Origin of the sequence: Nocardioides sp. NPDC057577, from assembly GCF_042801335.1 — a bacterium.
GTDB lineage: Bacteria > Actinomycetota > Actinomycetes > Propionibacteriales > Nocardioidaceae > Nocardioides.
This window is the reverse complement of the sequence record NZ_JBHVGB010000155.1, coordinates 1-15,265: the sequence shown is the minus strand read 5'-3', so window position 1 is coordinate 15,265 and position 15,265 is coordinate 1. Positions and strand designations below refer to the sequence as shown.

Sequence of the window (15,265 nt, the reverse complement as noted above, 5' to 3'; positions counted from 1 at the left end):
GTCATGACGCGCCGACTCGGCGCTGGATCCGGTCAGGACGAGCCGACTCGGCGTATCGCGGGGAATTCCTTTGCTCGGGCCGGCGTTGGTGCCTATCGTGATGCGCATGTTCCGCGTGGTTTCCGAGTTCGACCTGTCAGGCAAGAGCCTGACGGGCGCTCCCACATGGACTCCGTCAGTCGATTGCACCGGCGCTCGAAGCTGACCCTCCTCCTGCCTCGCAGGACCCGCGGAGGAGGGTGGCCCGCACCGGCCCCCCTCACCGCGGTGACAGCGCTGTGAGGGCTTGCCGGAGGGTCCTGGCTCACCCCGAATCAACTGAGCGACCAAAGGACAACTCATGGCCAAGAGCCAGTTCGTGCGGACCAAGCCGCACCTCAACATCGGGACGATGGGTCACGTCGACCACGGCAAGACCACCCTGACCGCCGCGATCACCAAGGTGCTCGCGGAGCGCGACCCGAGCGTGAACCGCTTCATCGCCTTCGACGGCATCGACCGTGCTCCGGAGGAGCTGCAGCGCGGGATCACGATCAACATCTCGCACGTCGAGTACGAGACCGCGACCCGGCACTACGCGCACGTCGACATGCCCGGGCACGCCGACTACGTGAAGAACATGATCACCGGCGCCGCCCAGGTGGACGCCGCGATCCTGGTCGTCTCCGCGCAGGACGGCGCCATGCCGCAGACGCGTGAGCACGTGCTGCTCGCGCGCCGGGTCGGCGTGCCGTACCTGGTGGTCGCGCTCAACAAGGCCGACACCGTCGACGACCCCGAGCTGCTCGACCTGGTCGAGCTGGAGGTCCGTGACCTCCTCTCGGAGTACGGGTTCCCCGGCGACGACGTCCCTGTCGTCCGGGTGTCCGGGCTCAAGGCACTGGAGGGCGACCCGGGGTGGACGGCCGCGATCGGTGACCTGCTGGACGCGATCGACGACTACGTGCCGGTGCCGGAGCGCGAGCTCGGTGAGCCGTTCCTGATGCCGATCGAGAACGTCGTCACCATCACCGGTCGCGGGACGGTGGTCACCGGTGCTGTCGAGCGCGGGTCGCTGAAGGTCGGCGACGCGGTCGAGGTCGTGGGCCTCGGCACGACGATCACCAGCACCGCGATCGGCCTCGAGACGTTCGGCAAGTCGCTGGAGTCCGCGGACGCGGGTGACAACGCGGCGGTGCTGCTGCGTGGCGTCAAGCGCGACGAGGTCCGTCGCGGCCAGGTGGTGGCGCTGCCGGGCAGCGTGCGGCCGCACCGGAAGTTCCGGGCGAACCTGCACGCGCTGTCCACCGCAGAGGGTGGCCGGCACACCCCGTTCGCCGCGGACTACCGGCCGCAGTTCTACTTCCGGACCACGGACGTGCCCGGCGGGATCGACCTGGGTGAGATCGCCCTGGTCATGCCCGGCGACACGATCGAGCTCGGAGTGGAGCTGGAGAAGCCGATCGCGATGAACGTCGGACTCGGCTTCGCGGTCCGCGAAGGCGGTCAGACCGTCGCCGCCGGCACCGTGACCGAGCTGCTCGACTAGAGATGGGACGGCCCTCACCCTGGTGGGGGCCGTCTCCTGGTTCTCAGTCGCGGGGGCGCCAGCGCTTCCACAGCGCCTCGCCCTCGGCGCGGACCTTCCCGTCCCACTCCAGCCGCACCAGCGACGTGATCTGGTCCTCGCTGGCGTCCTTCGTGGACGCGACGAGCGTGACCGGCTCCCGCAGCGGTGCCGGCCGCCGGTAGCGTACGTCGATCCCGGCGGTGACGTAGGCCAGGGACTCCCCCTCCGCAGGCATCCAGCCGTTGAGGAACGCCTCCTGGTGCACCGCGGCGGCGCTGTGGCAGTCGAGCACGGTCGCGATGATCCCGCCGTTGAGGAACCCGCCGCCGTTGTCGTGCTGCGGCCACGGCTGGAAGGTCGCGGTCACGCTCCCGTCCAGCTGCGGATAGCTCTTCAGCTGGAGCCCCTGGGCGTTGGCCGGCCCGCACCCGAAGCAGGTCATCGTCGGCCACCACTCGTCCTGCAACGCGATCATCTTCACCGCGCCACCATAGCCACGATCAGCCGATCCCGGTCCGGAAGCCCTCGCGCCAGGTGGCGTACGACGGTGTCCAGCCGAGCTCCCGCTTCGCCTTGGCGTTCGAGGAGCCGCGCACCGAGGTCATCAGCGCGACCCCGAACTCGCCGATCAGCGGCCGGGCGAGCCAGGCCGGCAGTCGCATCGGGCTCCTGCCGCCGACCTCCTCGGCCAGGAGCGGGATCCACTGGTTCACCGGAGCGGGCTCGTCGTCGACGATGTGATAGATGCCCGGCGTTCCCCGGTCGAGGGCCGCGACCGTAGCGGAAGCCACGTCGTCGATGTGGACGAACGACCACACCCCGGTGCCACCGCCGACCACCGGCATCTTGCCCTTGCGCAGCATCTCACCGAGCGCACCCTCGCGCGAGGTGGCGTTGCCGGGGCCGTAGAAGTTGCCGTAGCGGAGCACGACGCCTTCGACGCGGTGTCCTGAGCTTGTCGAAGGGTCGGTCGCCGCGGTGACCGCGGACTCCAGATGACGGATCGCCGCCAGCGTGCCCCGGGCCTCCTTGCCGGGGTCGGTGATGAGCGGGGCGGTCTCGTCCTTGACCCAGCCGCCGGTGCGCTCGTGGGCCCAGCCACCGCCGAAGCTCTGCGCGACGAACCGGCGCACCCCGGCCGCACGGGCGGCGGCCAGCAGGTGGTCGGTGCCCTCGGTACGCAGCCGGTTGGTCATCGCGAAGTCCTGGTCCCACTTCCTCAGGTTGCCGCTCAGGCTGCCCAGCGCGGTGAGCTGGTGGACGACGACCTCAGGTGCCGCCTTGGCGACCGCGTCGTGGACGCTCTGCGCGTTCAGCGGGTCCATCACGATCCCGGTCGCGCCCATCTGGGCCAGGGCCTCACGCCCCGCGTCGTGCCGGGTCGAGCCGTACACCTCGTGCCCGGCGGCCACCAGCAACGGCACCATCCGAATCCCGACCGCGCCGGTTCCGCCTGCGATGAAGATACGCATTTCCTTGTCCTCTCCTCGTTGTTGTCCCCACCGACGAAACGACCTGCGCTCCTGTGACAGCTGGCGTAAGGTCCTGCGATCGTGGACCTCGCAACCGCCCATGACGGGCTCCGCCCGCTGATGTTCTCGATCGCCTACCGGATGCTCGGCAGCGTCGCCGAGGCGGAGGACATCGTGCAGGAGGCGTTCCTGCGGATGCATCGCAGCACGCAGGAGACCGGAGAGGTCGAGAACCTCGATGCGTACGCCACCACCGTCACCACCCGGATCGCCATCGACACCCTGCGATCGGCTCGCCACCGCCGCGAGCAGTACGTCGGGCCGTGGCTGCCCGAGCCGATCCTGGTCTCCGACGAGGACCCCGCGCACCGCTTCGAGCTCGACGAGACCGTCAGCACCGCGTTCCTGGTCCTGCTGGAGTCGCTCACGCCGGTCGAGCGCGCGGTGTTCGTGCTGCGCGAGGTCCTGGGCTACGACTACGAGGACATCGCCCCGATCGTCGACAAGAGCGCGACCAACTGCCGCCAGATCTTCACCCGGGCACGCAAGCGGATCGCCGACGGAACCCCTCGCTTCGACCCATCCCGCGAGCGCCGCGACCAGCTCGCCTCCCAGTTCGTCGCCGCGCTGTCCGCGAACGACATCACCGGCCTGGAGCGGCTGCTCGCCGACGACGTCGTGTTCGTCGCCGACGGCGGTGGCCGGGCCCCCGCCATCCAGAAGCCGATGCTCGGCGCCGTCGCCGTCACCCGCTTCCTGCTCGGGCTCATGCGTCAGGGCGAGCGCTTCGGCGTACGCCTGGAGCTCTCCTCCGCCAACGGTCAGCCGGCGATGCTCACCCGCAGTGCCGACGGCGCCCTGCTGGGCGTCATCGCGCTCGACGTCGACGGTGGCCGGATCGTACGCATGCACAACGTCCTCAACCCCGACAAGCTCGGCCACCTCGGCGAGGTCGGCGACCTCTTCGCGCTGCTGGCCGAGCGCTGACCGACAAGGTCCCCCACCGCCGAGACGTCACCAGCGCCGGGCGAGGTGGCAGCGTCGTGACGCCTCGGCCGACGCGAGTGACGTCTCGATCAGGGGAGGTCAGCCTTGCTGATGATCCCGTGCACCCCGACCGTACGGTCGACGACCTGCGAGACCACGAAGTCAGCGGCGGCGGAGAGGTAGGCGTACGCGATCGCCCGGTCCAGACCCTTGTCCTGCTCGAGGAAGTCCAGGGCATTGACGACCGCTCGCCTCATCGCGACATCGAGATCGCTGCCCTGGCCGCCGACCGACCCGTCCGGGTCGGAGAGGCCGATCGGGATGTAGGCACCGTCCGTCTCGGCGAACGGGTAGTCGTACGCCACCGATGGAGCATCACCCGACCCGGGCTTGCACACCGTCAGCCGGAACGTGCCCCGAAGCGAGCCCTCCAGCGCCGTGAGCGCGACTTCGCCGTTGCCCATGGCCATGTGCGGGTCGCCGACATAGAACAGCGCCCCCTCGGCCTTGACCGGGAGGTAGAACGTCGAGCCCGCTCCGAGCAGGTTGATGTCGATGTTGCCGCCGCCGAGCGTCGGCGGGATCGAGTTCGCCTCCGGAGCGGTCAGCTCGGTCGTCTCGGCGTAGGCCACGCCCATCGTTCCGAAGAAGGTGTTCACCGGGAAGCTCACCGGGCCCATCCTCACCTTGTCGCCATGAAGCTCGGCGAAGACCGACACGTTTCCGTACGCCGTGGGCTCCCCGGTCCCGCGCCCGTCGGTCGCCACCGGCGGCATCACCTCGTCCAGCGTGATCCCCGCGGGCGCCGCTCCGTCCCTGGTGAGCGCGAGCGCGCCCTTGCCGTGACGCGAGGAGACGATTCCGTACGGCACCCGCGGCGTCGCCTCGAGCGTCTCGATCTTGAGCACGTCGCCAGGCTCGGCGCCCTCGACGAAGACCGGCCCGGTGATGACATGAGGCCCGTCGACGTCGAAGTTGCGCCGGGTGCGGTCATAGGAGGCGGCCACCTCGACCGCGTCGCGGAGCACGTTCTTGCTGCGTACGCCGTGCTCACCGAACCACGCGACCGGGTCGCGGCCCTGATCCTCGAGGATGCCCTCGTGGGAGATGGAGTCGATCGTCACCGTACGCCCGGACCGCACCCGCGCCACCGCCGTAGCGTGCACCGAAGGGACGTAGCCCCACAGCACGTCGTCCGTCTCCGAGGGCAGGTAGACATCGCCTGCGATCCGGCCCTCGCCCGGCTGCAGGATGCCGCCGAACCGTCCTGGCTTCCGCGGGGCCCCGGAACCATGGGCGTGAGCCGCACCCGAGGCACCGACCGCCGCCGCACCGGCACCGGCGACACCCAGTGCCGCCTGTACAAGCCTTCGTCGTCCCAGACCCGCGGCCAGGTGCTCGGCAGCTTTGCGTCCGTCATGCGTCATCGTCGTCTCCTCAACCTCGGCTACAGCGAGCCTGACGCTAAGGAAGCCGCATTTCGGGCCGGTGACACCCGCGGGTCAGCGGCGTATCTACTCCTCCAGGAAGGTGCGCAGCGACTGGTCGACCAAGGGACGGCCCAGCTCACCCGAGGTCAGCGCTGCGCCGAGGGCACTCACCGAGTCGAGGCGACTGACGAGGTCGACCAGCTCGCCGACCTCGTCGGCCAGCTCGGTGGGAGTGGTCGCGGCCAACGACCGGTCCAACAGCAGCGGGCAGTCGACCGGGCCGCCCTCCGGTTCCGGGTGGCCGAGGGCGGCGACCCAGCAGCCGATCTCGAAGCGCAGCGGCGCGCTCGGCCCGGCGCCCTGGGCGCGCAGGTCGACGTACCAGACGATGTCGTCGCTCTTGGGGTCACCGAGCCGGTGATGGCCCTTGCGCAGCGGCATGCCGCCCGTCTTGAACGCCTTGGTCGCCGCTGTCCGAGCTGCCTTCTGGTCCATCGCTGAGGTCACGGCCCTAGAAGTCGAGGTCGGTCTCGGAGAGCTGACCGCCTCCGGCGACGATGAACTCCTTGCGCGGAGCCACGTCGGAGCCCATCAGCAGGTCGAAGACCGCCGCGGCCTCGTCGGCGTCGTCCAGCGTCAGCCGGCGCAGCGTCCGGTGGCGCGGGTCCATGGTGGTCTCGGCCAGCTGGTCGGCGTCCATCTCACCCAGACCCTTGTAGCGCTGCACCGGGTCCTTCCAGCTGACGTTCTTCTTCTTCAGCTCGGCGAGCTTGCGCTGCAGCTCCGGGTCGGAGTAGGTATAGATGTACTTGTCCATCCCCTTCTTGGGGTTGGAGATCTCGATCCGGTGCAGCGGCGGGACCGCGGTGTAGACCTTGCCGGCCGCGATCAGCTCGGGCATGTACTTGAAGAACAGGGTCGCCAGCAGCGTACGGATGTGGGCGCCGTCGGAGTCGGCGTCGGCCATGAAGATGATCTTGCCGTAGCGCGCCGCGTCCAGGTCGAAGCCCCGACCGGTGCCCGTCCCCACGACCTGGATGATCGAGGAGCACTCGGCGTTCTTCAGCATGTCGCCGACCGAGGCCTTCTGGACGTTGAGGATCTTGCCGCGGATCGGCAGCAGCGCCTGGAACTCCGAGTTGCGGGCCACCTTGGCGGTGCCGAGCGCGGAGTCACCCTCGACGATGAACAGCTCGGCGCGGTCGTCGGTGGTGCGGCAGTCGGCGAGTTTGGAGGGCAGCGCGGAGGACTCCAGGGCGTTCTTGCGCCGCTGGTTCTCCTTCTGCTGGCGCAGCGATAGCCGGGTCTTGGAGGCGGCGTACACCTTCTCCATCACCAGCTTGGCCTGCTGCTTCAGGGCCCCGCGCGACTCGGTGAGGAACGCCTTCATCTCCGCGGAAACGACCTTGCGCACCACGCTGCGGGCCGCCGGGGTGCCGAGGATCTCCTTGGTCTGACCCTCGAACTGCGGCTCGGCCAGGCGCACCGTCACCACCGAGGTCAGGCCCTCGAGGATGTCCTCCTTGACGATGTCCTTGTCGTTGACCTTGAGCACCTTGGCCGCACGCATGGCGTCGTTGAACGTCTTGGTCAGCGCGTTCTCGAAGCCACTGACGTGGGTGCCGCCCTTCGGGGTGGCGATCACGTTGACGAAGGAGCGGATCTCGGAGTCGTAGCCGCTGCCCCAGCGCACCGCGATGTCGACGCCGAGCTCACGCTCGACGTCCTGCGGGGTCATGTGGCCGGCGTCGTCGAGCATCGGCACGGTCTCGGTGAAGGTGTCCGACCCCTGCAGGCGGAGTACTCCGCTGACCGGCTCGTCCTTGGCCAGGAAGTCGACGAACTCCGCGATGCCGCCGTCGTGGCGGAACTTCTCCTCGACCGGGTCGGCGCCGGACTGGTCGCGGATGACCAGCTCGAGCCCGGGGACGATGAAGCTCGTCTGCCGGGCCCGGCCGAGCAGCCCCTCGAGCTCGAAGCGGGCGTCCTTGGTGAAGATCTGCCGGTCCGGCCAGAACCTGACCCTGGTGCCGGTCTTGCCCTTGGCGACCCGCTTGCCCTTGCGGGTCAGGCCGCTGGTCGGCGTGAAGCCGGCCGTGGGGCCGTCACCGTCGAACACACCGGGCACGCCACGGCGGAACGACATCCCCTGCTGGGCCGGCGAGCGGTCCACGTCGATGTCCATGCGGCTCGAGAGCGCGTTGACGACCGAGAGGCCGACACCGTGCAGACCACCGGTCGCGTTGTAGGAGCCACCGCCGAACTTGCCGCCGGCGTGCAGCTTGGTCGCGACCACCTCGACACCCGGAAGCCCGGTGCGGGGCTCCTTGTCGGTCGGGATGCCGCGGCCGTCGTCGTAGACCTCCACCGAGCCGTCGGGGTGCATCGTCACCTCGACGTGGCCGGCGACTCCGGCCAGCGCCTCGTCGACGCCGTTGTCGATGATCTCCCACAGGCAGTGCATGAGGCCGCGGGTATCGGTCGAGCCGATGTACATACCGGGACGCTTGCGCACCGCCTCCAAGCCCTCGAGGACGAGGAGGTGCGCGGCGTTGTAGGTGTTGTCAGAGATGATCGGCTCCTGCGTTACTGCGTTGTTCCCGGGGTACTGCGTGGGGGTGTTGCTCGGATGAAATCTACCGTGCGACACGCCCGGGTCTCACGCAGGCACGCGGCAACCGGCCACGCGCCATCGGGCGGCACACGTACGTCGTGATCGGTCCGTTACGTGGAACTTGCGGGTTTCGATGCACGAAATGGTCGGTCGACAGGTAAGAATGTCTGTCACGGACAGCGATGTCCCGCGGGGTAGGTCCGACCCGGATCCCCAACCCGGAGCGACAACTGCAAGGATTAGAGGTGCGACCGCGGTAAGAGTCCAGGCTAGGGAATCTTCCAGGACTCACGTACGTTATCCCGGCGCAATCATGATTCAGAAATGAGGCCGATGTGACCACTGCCGTTGCCACCAGCTCGCCGCTCACGTCCGAGGACCGTTGCGACCGGTGCGGAGCGCAGGCCTACGTACGCGCGGAGCTCCACTCCGGCGGCGAACTGCTGTTCTGCGCCCACCACGCCCGCGAGCACGGTGAGAAGCTCAAGGAGATCGCGAGCTCGATCACCGACGAGACGCACAAGCTCACCGAGAAGAACTGACCCCACCCACCGACTCCCCGAAGGCCCGGACCACGACGGTCCGGGCCTTCGGCGTCTCCGGGGCACCACGGGGCTAGGGTTCGCTCCGTGAGTCTCGTCCCTGAATCGATCATTGTCGGTCTCGTCGCGCTGGTCATCGCCTTCGGCATCGCCGGCATCATCGTCCCTGTCCTCCCCGGTGGCGCGCTGCTCGTCGCCGCCGCGATCCTCGGCTGGGCCATCTGGCTGGGAGAGTCCACCGGATGGGTGATCTTCGGCATCTCCGCCGCCTTCATCGCCATCGGGCTCATCACCAAGTACGCCATCCCCGGCAAGCGCCTCAAGGACTCCGGGATGCCGCTGTCCACCCAGATCGTCGGCGCGATCCTGGCCATCATCGGCTTCTTCGTGATCCCCGTCGTCGGCGTATTCGTCGGCTTCCCCATCGGCGTCTTCCTCGCCGAGCTCCGTCGCCACGGCGGTGACGTGGGTGAGGCCTGGACCTCCACCTGGACCGCCCTGAAGGCGATGGGCCTGTTCATCCTGATCGACGCCGTCGCCGCCACCCTCGCCACCATCACCTGGGTCGTCGGGCTGTTCATCACCTGAGCCCCGACCGCGGGCGCGGCCTCCAGGTCGCTATAGTCGAGTGACTTAGTTTTCTAAGTCGGCTCTGACGACAACATCCCTGGAGGCATCCGTGTCCATGCTCGAGGTCGATGACGTACGCCTCGGCTACGTCGTCGACGGCACACCGCATCTCGCCGTCGGTGGGGTCTCGTTCTCGGTTCCCCGCGGATCGACGACGATGCTGCTCGGTCCTTCCGGCTGCGGGAAGTCGACCATCTTGAAGGCCGCGGCCGGGTTCCTGAGGCCCTGGTCGGGCACGATCACCGTCTCCGGCCGCACCTCGGTCGCCGCACCCGGGCCCGATCGGGCGGTCGTCTTCCAGGAGTTCGACCAGCTCTTCCCGTGGCGCACCGTGCGGGGCAACCTGGAGTTCCCCCTGCGCGCCAACGGCCGCACCCGCGAGCAGGCCCGGGAACGCGCAGGGCACTGGCTGGGCGTGATGGGGCTCGACCAGGCCGCGACGCGCTATCCGCACCAGCTCTCGGGCGGCATGAAGCAGCGGGTCGCGATCGCCCGGGCGCTGGCGCTCGAACCCGACGTACTCCTCATGGACGAGCCGTTCGGCGCCCTCGACGCGCAGACGCGCGACCGGCTCCAGCGCGAGCTCAAGCAGGTCGCCGCCGACACCGGGATCACCGTTCTCTTCGTCACCCACAGCATCGCCGAGGCGGTCTATGTCGGCGACCAGGTCGTCGTCCTCTCGACTCCGCCGTCGCACGTCGTCGAGACCCTCGACGTGCGCGGCCTCGACAATCCGACCGACCCGGCCTTCGTCGCCGCCCAGACCCGCCTGCGGTCCCTGCTCGCCGGCGACGCCACCGACGACGCAGAGGTGGCGGCATGACCGCCGCCGCGCTCGACGTCCCCACCGACTTGCCGCGACGGCTTCCTCGGTGGGGCGACCTGCCCACCGTCCTCCGCCGCGGGCTCCTGCTCCTCATCCTGCTGCTCGGCTGGGACCTCGGCGTCCGGTTCGGCGGGGTCAGCCCGCTGGTGCTGGTGGGTCCGCTCGACGTCGCGAAAGCGATGGTCGAGGGCGTACGCAGCGGTGCGCTGGTCGACTCGACGCTGCTGACCCTGCGCATCCTCGGCCAGGCTCTCGCCATCGGGATCGTGGCCGCTGCCGCGCTCACCACGCTGGCGACCTGGACGAAGATCGGCGAGGACCTGCTGGTCCTGCTCACCTCGATGCTCAACCCGCTCCCGGCGGTCGCGATCCTGCCGCTGGCGATGCTGTGGTTCGGCATCAACACCACCGCTCTGGTCGTGGTGATCGCCAACGCGGTGATCTGGCCGATCGCGATCAACGTCAGCCAGGGCTTCCGCACCGCCAACCCCACCGTGGTCGCGGTCGGCCGCAACATCGGACTGCGCGGCGTACGCCTGGTCTGGTACGTCCTCGTCCCCGCCGCGCTCCCCCACACCGTCTCCGGCCTGAAGAGCGCCTGGGCCTTCGGCTGGCGCACGATCATCGCGGCCGAGCTGGTCTTCGGCGTCGCCGGCGAGGGCGGCGGTCTCGGCTACTTCATCAACAACGCCAAGACCTACCTGCACATCGCCGACGCCTTTGCCGGTCTCGTCACCATCGCGCTGATCGGGATCGTCTTCGACCTCGTCTTCACCTGGCTGGAGCGCCGCACGGTCGTCCGCTGGGGCATGAAGACCGCCTGACCTCCACCCTCTCCCCCACTCCAAGGAGCTCCACCATGTCCCATCGCGAATCTCGTCGAGGCGTACGCGGCCTGGCCGCCGCCTGTGCCGCGACGCTGCTCGCCGGCGTGCTCGCCGCCTGTGGTGCCGGCACGGCCGACGACGGCCCCGCCGAGACGATCACCATCGGCTACCAGCCGGGGCTGGGCTACTCGACCCTGCTGATCATCAAGGAGCAGAAGACGCTGGAGAAGGCGCTGCCCGACACCGAGATCAAGTGGCAGGAGCTCGACTCCGGCGGGGCGCTGCGCGACGCCGTCATCGCGGGCGACGTCCAGGTCGCGTCGATGGGCGCCTCCCCCTTCCTGGTCGGCGTCGACGCCGGCGTCGGCTGGAAGACGGTCGCCGCGATGAACCAGATGAACCTCCAGCTCATGGTCACCGACCCCGCGATCACGTCGCTGAAGGACCTCCCGAAGGACGCCAAGATCGCGATGCCGGCTCCCGACTCGATCCAGTCGCTGCCGCTGCGCAAGGCCGCCGGTGAGCAGCTGGGAGACCCGCACGCGCTGGACAAGAACATCGTCGGCATGGGCCACCCCGACGGCCTCCAGGCACTCATCTCCGGCCAGATCGCCGGCCACCTCACCGCCCCGCCGTTCGTCGCGCAGGAGGCCGAGGCCGGCGCCCACCCGATCCTGAAGAGCTACGACCTCTTCGGCCGCACCACCTTCAACGCCATCTACGCCAAGCCCGACTTCCTCGACGCCAACCCCGACTTCACCAAGGCGTTCTACGCGGCGCTGAAGGAGTCCAACGCCCTGCTGACCGACGACCCCGACCAGGCCGCCGAGCTCCTCTCGGCCGAGTCCGAGGGCGAGCTCACCGCTGACGAGGTCAAGACCCAGATCACCGACCCCGACGTCACCTGGTCTCTCACCCCGACCGGCTTCGGCGAGTTCGCCGACTTCATGGAGTCGGTCGAGATGATCGAGAAGGCCCCGTCCGCCGAGGACATCTACGTCGACAACGAGTTCAACGCCGACGCCAGCTGAGTCCCCTCGGCGGGGGTCAGCCGTTGGTCACCGTGACGTCGTCGGCCATGACGTACGCGATCCGGTGGTTGAACCAGATCTGGTAGTAGGTCGTGTCGCCGCTGATCACGATGCAGTCGGGGACGCCGTCGACCGTGGCGCAGTTGAAGTTGTTCGCCTTGTAGTAGTCGGTCGGGATCCTGGCGTCGGCCAGGACGTACTTCTGGCCGGCGGGGATGGTGTACTGCAGCGGCGCGATCGTCCGCGGCGTCACCCCTGCGGGGTAGTCGCTCGCCTGCGTGGGATAGGCCGTCCCGTAGATCTTGGCGGTGGTACCTGCCTTCGGGGTGACGACCTTGCCGTCGGAGGGCAGGAGTACGTCGCGGGGGTTCTGGATCCAGCCCTGCTTGCCGCCGAACCAGACGCCCCACCACGTCGGCCGGGTCCGGTCGTTGACGACGACCTTCTGCCCGGCCGCCAGGCGCGGACCCCAGTTGGAGACCTTGGCGGAGCCGCCGACGACGGTGTCCGGCAGCAGCGGAGCGTCGGTGGACGGCTCGGCGTAGACGTTGACGAAGTTGGTGCCCCGGTCGCTCGGGCACGGGACGCCCGCCTGTGTGCAGCCGGTCATCACGTTGCCGGTGTTGGTGTCGAAGTCGGGGTTGACCGTCCAGATCTCGCTGCGCGAGTGCCGGTCGGGCTTGATCGGCGAACGCAGCAGGTCGAAGTAGTGGCTCCAGTCCCAGTAGGGGCCCGGGTCCCAGTGCATCCCGGCGACATTGGCCGGCGCGACGCCCTGGACCTGGTCGTGGCCGATGATGTGGGCCCGGTCCAGCGGGACCCCGTAGCTCTGGGCCAGGTAGCCGACCAGGGTGGCCGAGGTCTGGTACATCGCCTCGGTGTACCAGGCTCCGTTCGCGGCGTAGCCCTCGTGCTCCAGCCCGATCGAGTGGCTGTTGACGTACCAGTTGCCGGCGTGCCAGCCGACGTCCTTGCCGGGGATGTGGTGAGCGACGTGGCCGTCGACCGAGCGCAGCGTGTAGTGCCAGCCCAGGTAGGTCGGGTCCTGGACCAGCCTCACGGTGCCGTCGTAGGAGGTCTCGGTGTCGTGGATGACGATGTAGTCGACCGAACCCTCCTCGGGCCGGCTGCCGAGGTCGTGGTTGCCGTAGTCGCCCACCGTGTCGCCGGTCTGCTCGTAGGGCGCCGGCAGCGACTCGCAGCCGAGCACCGCCGGGCACTCGACCGTCTCCGCGGCATCGGCATCGGCCTCGGCGAGGTCGAGCCGTCCGATCGCCTCCTCGCTGGCGGTGACCGGCTTCCCGGCCAAGGTGACCCGGTGGCCGTCGTTGGTCGTACGCGACTCCCCCGCGCTCAGCGTCGCGAACACCTGCCGCGCGAACTTGAGCGCCGTCGCCTCGTCGGCGGCCCCGCTGTAGCGACCGACTGCCGCACTCCAGTCCGCCAGGCTCTCGGCCCCGCCGGCAGCCTCCTGGTAGTCGGCCAGCACGGCGGCGCCACCACAGATGTTGGCGACCGCGTCCTCGCGCAGGTCGGCGACCGGGATCCCGGTGATGTCGTTGGCCGCACGCAGCGTCTCGACCTCTCCCAGCCTGACCGCCTCCTCGCGCTGGCGAGTGGTGGTTGCAGGCAGGTTGGAGCCGTCGCCCTTTCCGAGCGGGTCGGGGTGGGCCTCGGTGTCCTTCGCCAGGGCCGACAGGTCGGTCAGGTGCATCGGCCCGTAGCCGCCGGACGTGCTCGGCGCCTCCCCGTGGGCATCCCAGCGCGACTCCATGTAGGAGACCGCGAGCAGCACCTCGGCCGGCACCCCGCTGGTCTCGGCTGCCCGATCGAAGACGGCTTGTCGGTCGGCGGTGCCCTTCAGGCAGGCGTTCCAGTCGGGCTCCGACGCCGAGGCAACCGCTGTGATCGGCACGGCGACGAGCAGACCGCCGAGCAGTGCTCCGGCCGCGGCCAGAGCCGGCCGGTGTGGAGGTGAGAGACGCATAGGCACGAGAAACCTCCCGGGACGCGGAAAACCGACCCGTGCAACCTAGCCCAATCCGCAGTCGTGGCGGGCGAGTCTGCGGAAATGGCGAACGCCCTCCCAGAAGTCCGGGAAGGCGTTCGCGCAGATCTTAGCCAGATTCAGTCGAGATAGTCACGCAGAACCTGCGATCGGGACGGGTGTCGCAGCTTCGACATCGTCTTGGACTCGATCTGGCGGATTCGCTCGCGGGTGACCCCGTAGACCTTGCCGATCTCGTCTAAAGTCTTCGGCTGACCGTCGGTCAGGCCGAAACGCATGCTCACGACACCGGCCTCACGCTCCGAGAGCGTGTCGAGCACCGCGTGCAGCTGCTCCTGGAGGAGCGTGAAGGAGACCGCGTCGGCCGGGACGATCGCCTCGGAGTCCTCGATCAGGTCGCCGAACTCGGAGTCGCCGTCCTCACCCAGCGGGGTGTGGAGCGAGATCGGCTCGCGACCGTACTTCTGGACCTCGATGACCTTCTCCGGGGTCATGTCGAGCTCCTTGGCCAGCTCCTCCGGGGTGGGCTCGCGGCCCAGGTCCTGGAGCATCTGGCGCTGGACGCGCGCGAGCTTGTTGATGACCTCGACCATGTGCACCGGGATGCGGATGGTGCGGGCCTGGTCGGCCATGGCGCGGGTGATCGCCTGACGGATCCACCAGGTGGCGTACGTCGAGAACTTGTAGCCCTTGGTGTAGTCGAACTTCTCGACCGCACGGATCAGACCCAGGTTGCCCTCCTGGATCAGGTCCAGGAAGAGCATGCCGCGACCGGTGTAGCGCTTGGCCAGCGAGACCACGAGTCGGAGGTTGGCCTCGAGGAGGTGATTCTTGGCGCGCTTGCCGTCCTCGGCGATCCACTCGAGCTCGTCGAGGATCTTCGGGGTGATCTTGCCGCCCTTGCCGAGCTTCTCCTCCGCGAAGAGACCGGCCTCGATCCGCTTGGCGAGCTCGACCTCCATCTCGGCGTTGAGCAGCGGGACCTTGCCGATCTGCTTGAGGTAGTCCTTGACCGGGTCGGCGGTCGCGCCGGCGACCATGACGGTCTGCTCGGGCTCGTCGGTGTCGTCGGAGGTGGAGACGACGAAGCTCTGCTTCGAGGCTTCCTTCTCGTCCTCCTTGATCGTGGGATCGGCGGCGACATCCTTCTCGAACTGCTCGTCGGGGATGTCGGGCAGGACCTTCTTGCCGTCGGGACCGAGCTGGACGACCGGGGTCGCCTCGTCGGTGTCGTTGTCCGAGTCGTCGTCCTCGATGTCGTCGACATCGACCTCGACGTCCTCGAGGACGATCTCCTCGCCGTCCTCGTCGATCTCGGTCGTCTTCTTCGGCCCGGGCTCGTCGGACTT

14 protein-coding genes are annotated in these 15,265 nt (G+C 68.9%); 7 read left to right on the top strand and 7 right to left on the bottom strand.

Annotated features, from left to right (window positions below; translation table 11 throughout):
- Positions 1-340: 340 nt before the first annotated feature.
- The gene (gene tuf / locus ACFU7D_RS23430; RefSeq protein ID WP_378871813.1) at positions 341-1,528 is read left to right on the top strand and encodes an elongation factor Tu; all 1,188 of its coding nucleotides are present in this window, start codon (positions 341-343) and stop codon (positions 1,526-1,528) included.
- Positions 1,529-1,571: 43 nt separating this feature from the next.
- Here the strand turns inward: tuf and ACFU7D_RS23425 are convergent, their stop codons facing one another.
- Both ACFU7D_RS23425 and ACFU7D_RS23420 read right to left on the bottom strand, forming a co-directional pair.
- Entirely contained in the window at positions 1,572-2,024 is a 453-nt protein-coding gene (locus tag ACFU7D_RS23425; RefSeq protein WP_378732692.1) for a PaaI family thioesterase, read from the bottom strand.
- A gap of 25 nt (positions 2,025-2,049) precedes the next feature.
- Positions 2,050-3,021 (bottom strand): NAD-dependent epimerase/dehydratase family protein, encoded by a 972-nt coding sequence (locus tag ACFU7D_RS23420; protein ID WP_378871811.1) that lies wholly within the window; start codon positions 3,019-3,021, stop codon positions 2,050-2,052.
- A gap of 81 nt (positions 3,022-3,102) precedes the next feature.
- On the opposite strand from ACFU7D_RS23420, the gene ACFU7D_RS23415 reads away from it, so the two are divergent.
- Positions 3,103-4,008 carry an RNA polymerase sigma-70 factor gene (locus ACFU7D_RS23415; RefSeq protein WP_378871809.1) on the top strand — a complete coding sequence of 302 codons (906 nt, stop codon included), beginning with the start codon at positions 3,103-3,105 and terminating at the stop codon, positions 4,006-4,008.
- Positions 4,009-4,097: 89 nt separating this feature from the next.
- Here the strand turns inward: ACFU7D_RS23415 and ACFU7D_RS23410 are convergent, their stop codons facing one another.
- The 3 genes from ACFU7D_RS23410 to ACFU7D_RS23400 form a co-directional block, all read right to left on the bottom strand.
- A complete protein-coding gene (locus tag ACFU7D_RS23410; protein ID WP_378871807.1) occupies positions 4,098-5,435 on the bottom strand; it encodes an acetamidase/formamidase family protein in 1,338 nt (445 codons plus the stop codon).
- 87 nt (positions 5,436-5,522) lie between these two features.
- On the bottom strand, positions 5,523-5,945 hold the full coding sequence (locus ACFU7D_RS23405) for a hypothetical protein (RefSeq protein WP_378871805.1): 423 nt from the start codon (positions 5,943-5,945) through the stop codon (positions 5,523-5,525).
- A gap of 4 nt (positions 5,946-5,949) precedes the next feature.
- Positions 5,950-7,935 (bottom strand): type IIA DNA topoisomerase subunit B, encoded by a 1,986-nt coding sequence (locus ACFU7D_RS23400; RefSeq protein WP_378871818.1) that lies wholly within the window; start codon positions 7,933-7,935, stop codon positions 5,950-5,952.
- A gap of 452 nt (positions 7,936-8,387) precedes the next feature.
- On the opposite strand from ACFU7D_RS23400, the gene ACFU7D_RS23395 reads away from it, so the two are divergent.
- From ACFU7D_RS23395 to ACFU7D_RS23375, 5 genes are all read left to right on the top strand, one after another.
- The gene (locus tag ACFU7D_RS23395; protein ID WP_040756289.1) at positions 8,388-8,594 is read left to right on the top strand and encodes a hypothetical protein; all 207 of its coding nucleotides are present in this window, start codon (positions 8,388-8,390) and stop codon (positions 8,592-8,594) included.
- A gap of 87 nt (positions 8,595-8,681) precedes the next feature.
- On the top strand, positions 8,682-9,182 hold the full coding sequence (locus ACFU7D_RS23390; RefSeq protein ID WP_378871802.1) for a DUF456 domain-containing protein: 501 nt from the start codon (positions 8,682-8,684) through the stop codon (positions 9,180-9,182).
- A gap of 97 nt (positions 9,183-9,279) precedes the next feature.
- Positions 9,280-10,047, top strand: coding sequence for an ABC transporter ATP-binding protein (locus tag ACFU7D_RS23385; RefSeq protein WP_378871816.1), 768 nt, complete (start codon positions 9,280-9,282; stop codon positions 10,045-10,047).
- Positions 10,044-10,874 (top strand): ABC transporter permease, encoded by an 831-nt coding sequence (locus ACFU7D_RS23380; RefSeq protein ID WP_378871799.1) that lies wholly within the window; start codon positions 10,044-10,046, stop codon positions 10,872-10,874. The genes ACFU7D_RS23385 and ACFU7D_RS23380 overlap by 4 nt, the downstream gene beginning before the upstream one ends.
- 35 nt (positions 10,875-10,909) lie before the next feature.
- The gene (locus tag ACFU7D_RS23375) at positions 10,910-11,908 is read left to right on the top strand and encodes an ABC transporter substrate-binding protein (RefSeq protein ID WP_378871796.1); all 999 of its coding nucleotides are present in this window, start codon (positions 10,910-10,912) and stop codon (positions 11,906-11,908) included.
- Between the two features lie 16 nt (positions 11,909-11,924).
- On the opposite strand, the gene ACFU7D_RS23370 is transcribed toward ACFU7D_RS23375, so the two are convergent.
- Together ACFU7D_RS23370 and ACFU7D_RS23365 are read right to left on the bottom strand one after the other, a co-directional pair.
- Positions 11,925-13,895, bottom strand: a complete 1,971-nt coding sequence (locus tag ACFU7D_RS23370; protein WP_378871794.1) for an N-acetylmuramoyl-L-alanine amidase — start codon at positions 13,893-13,895, stop codon at positions 11,925-11,927.
- 140 nt (positions 13,896-14,035) lie between these two features.
- The coding region (locus tag ACFU7D_RS23365) for an RNA polymerase sigma factor (protein WP_378871791.1) at positions 14,036-15,265 on the bottom strand (1,230 nt) is incomplete at its 5' end.